General features: G+C 45.7%; 4 protein-coding genes. All 4 read right to left on the bottom strand.

Annotated features, from left to right (window positions below; translation table 11 throughout):
• Positions 1–490: 490 nt before the first annotated feature.
• The 4 genes from B147_RS0108340 to B147_RS0108325 all read right to left on the bottom strand — a co-directional run bounded on the left by B147_RS0108340 (position 491) and on the right by B147_RS0108325 (position 1,834).
• Entirely contained in the window at positions 491–748 is a 258-nt protein-coding gene (locus B147_RS0108340; protein WP_020586757.1) for a type II toxin-antitoxin system RelE family toxin, read from the bottom strand.
• Positions 735–968, bottom strand: a complete 234-nt coding sequence (locus B147_RS0108335; protein WP_020586756.1) for a hypothetical protein — start codon at positions 966–968, stop codon at positions 735–737. Before B147_RS0108335 ends, B147_RS0108340 begins: the two co-directional genes overlap by 14 nt.
• A gap of 284 nt (positions 969–1,252) precedes the next feature.
• Positions 1,253–1,531 (bottom strand): addiction module antidote protein, encoded by a 279-nt coding sequence (locus B147_RS0108330; RefSeq protein WP_020586755.1) that lies wholly within the window; start codon positions 1,529–1,531, stop codon positions 1,253–1,255.
• 3 nt (positions 1,532–1,534) lie between these two features.
• A complete protein-coding gene (locus tag B147_RS0108325) occupies positions 1,535–1,834 on the bottom strand; it encodes a type II toxin-antitoxin system RelE/ParE family toxin (RefSeq protein WP_020586754.1) in 300 nt (99 codons plus the stop codon).
• Between the last annotated feature and the right edge of the window lie 316 nt (positions 1,835–2,150).

Here is a 2,150-nt window from a genome sequence, read left to right as displayed (position 1 = left end):
GCAACATCTCCGTGCAGGCAGTTGAGAAACCTGCAACCTGACCGCTCACCTTTTGGTCCAAGCTTACCAGCCTCTTTAGCTTGTTCTCCCTGACGGTACTTACGGAACATTCAATTAATTTGACCATATCATCCAAACCCTTGCCCTCACCCGGATTGAGGCTTCCAGGAGGGTATCTGCCTCACGGCTTTTTACCCCTTCCGCAACTGCGGAATTCGGTACGTTGTCGGTTGGGCTTCACACCGTTGCCGGATGCACCGGCAACCGCATGCCACCTAGGGGTACCGGCAGGAGAATGCCGGGTTTGGTCAGGACCGACTGGCCCGCCAAACAGCCAATAATGCGACTTCGTGTCGCACCACAACGCTGAGCTGAGGGGCCGGGCTTTTAAACCCTAAAAGCTCAGATAAAAGGTAAAGTTTCTTGAACCACATACTTTCCAAAACGCCGCTCAGGTAGCCCGGTCCCTCTCCAGCGTTTTTTTTTCGCTTTATTTATAAACACTCTTACGATGCCCTACCTTAACAACCCAAATTGAAAGTTCATTATCTTGGATTGAATAGATAATTCTGTATCTACCATACCGGAGCCGATATCGTTCTTGCTTGCTTAGCTTTTTGCATCCAGGTTGGCGAGGGTCTTTGCCAAGGGATTCAATACAAGCTAAAATCTTGGTTAAATCTTTATCCGGTATTGATTTAAAATCTTTCCATACGGAATCTTTAAAAAAAATTTTATAAACGGCCATCTTTTTTCAATCTCTTGACCATTTGTTCGTAGCTTATCAAAGATTCATTTGCTCTTTCATCAAAGGCCGCAAGATCCTCTGCATCTTCAGATAATGCCTCCCTTAAAACCTCATTGATTATTTCAGACATTGATTGTGATGTTTCAATAGATTTAAGCCGCAATGCCTGATGAAGAAAAGGGTCCAAGTATATTGTTGATCTTTTTGATAATGTGGACATGTTTCACCTCCCAAAATTATTTTTAGACATTATAGCACTACAGCACCATAATGTCAAAATTATAGAAAGCGAACGGGGAGCTGAGGGGCCAGGCTTCTTAAACCCAAAAAGCTCCGATAAAAGTTTAAATTTTCCTGAACCAGGCACTCCCGAAAGGCCGCGCAGTGAGCCTGGTCCCTCTCCAGCGTTTTTGTTATCTTTTTATTACCATCACTTTTATTGGCTTCGAATGGTTTAGCTTCGAATGGTTTATTGGATGCTTTCTTTTGAACAATAAGGCTTCGTCAAGCTATAGCCAGTTTACAACCAAGAGCCTTAGTCACTTTGCTTATGGTGCTAAATTGAGGGTTCCCGTCTTCAGATAGAGATTTGTAAAGGCTTGCTCTACTAACGCCTGCCTTCTTGGCCACCTCTGTCATACCCATTGCTCTAGCTGCGGTATTCAAGGCGTGAATAAAGTCAGACTCATCGCCGGTACTTGCAACTTCCTGCAAGAACAAGCGAATGTCTTCAGGCGTATTCAAATGTTCAGCAATGTCGAAAGGTTTAGTTTTTAAGGCCATATTTTATTCCTCCATCTCAGCCAATAGCTCAGAAGCCTTGGCAATATCTTTTTCTTGACTGGATTTTTCCCCGCCAACCAACAGAATGACAACACTGTCATTTTTGATGGTATAGTAAATGCGCCAGCCAGGCCCAAAGAAAAAGCGCAACTCAAATAAATTGGCTTCTAAGGGCTTATAGTCGCCAAAATCACCTTTTTCAATCCGGCTGAGGCGTGCCAAGATTCTGGTCTTGGTCAAAGCATCTTTCAGCTTGGCAAACCATTTATCATATTCCGGTGTGCTTTCTAACGTATATTTCATGCTTAAATGTATCTCTCAGGATACAAATTGTCAAGATGCTGCCTTTTGCAAAGATCTCGCGGTAGGAACGCCGGTCACCCAGCGCCCCCCGCACAGTCCCGGACGTGCGGTTTTCCCGCATCCGGTTCTTCGGTTAGACTCGCTTCCGCGCGGACCTTCACATCCTTGCCAATAACGGATGCTTCTGTGTTGCCTTCGGCGACCGTTAAAACCCTCGGCGTCCGCGGGTTGCTCTCTCGAAGCTGTACCAGCACTTCAGGGTGCACGACCACCCCTGCGGCCTACAAGATTCTCTGCCTACGCTTAACCCATCTTG

Source organism: Desulfobacter curvatus DSM 3379, assembly GCF_000373985.1.
Lineage (GTDB): Bacteria > Desulfobacterota > Desulfobacteria > Desulfobacterales > Desulfobacteraceae > Desulfobacter > Desulfobacter curvatus.
Note: the sequence above shows the minus strand (reverse complement) of the source record. Positions and strands in the feature narration are given on the sequence as shown.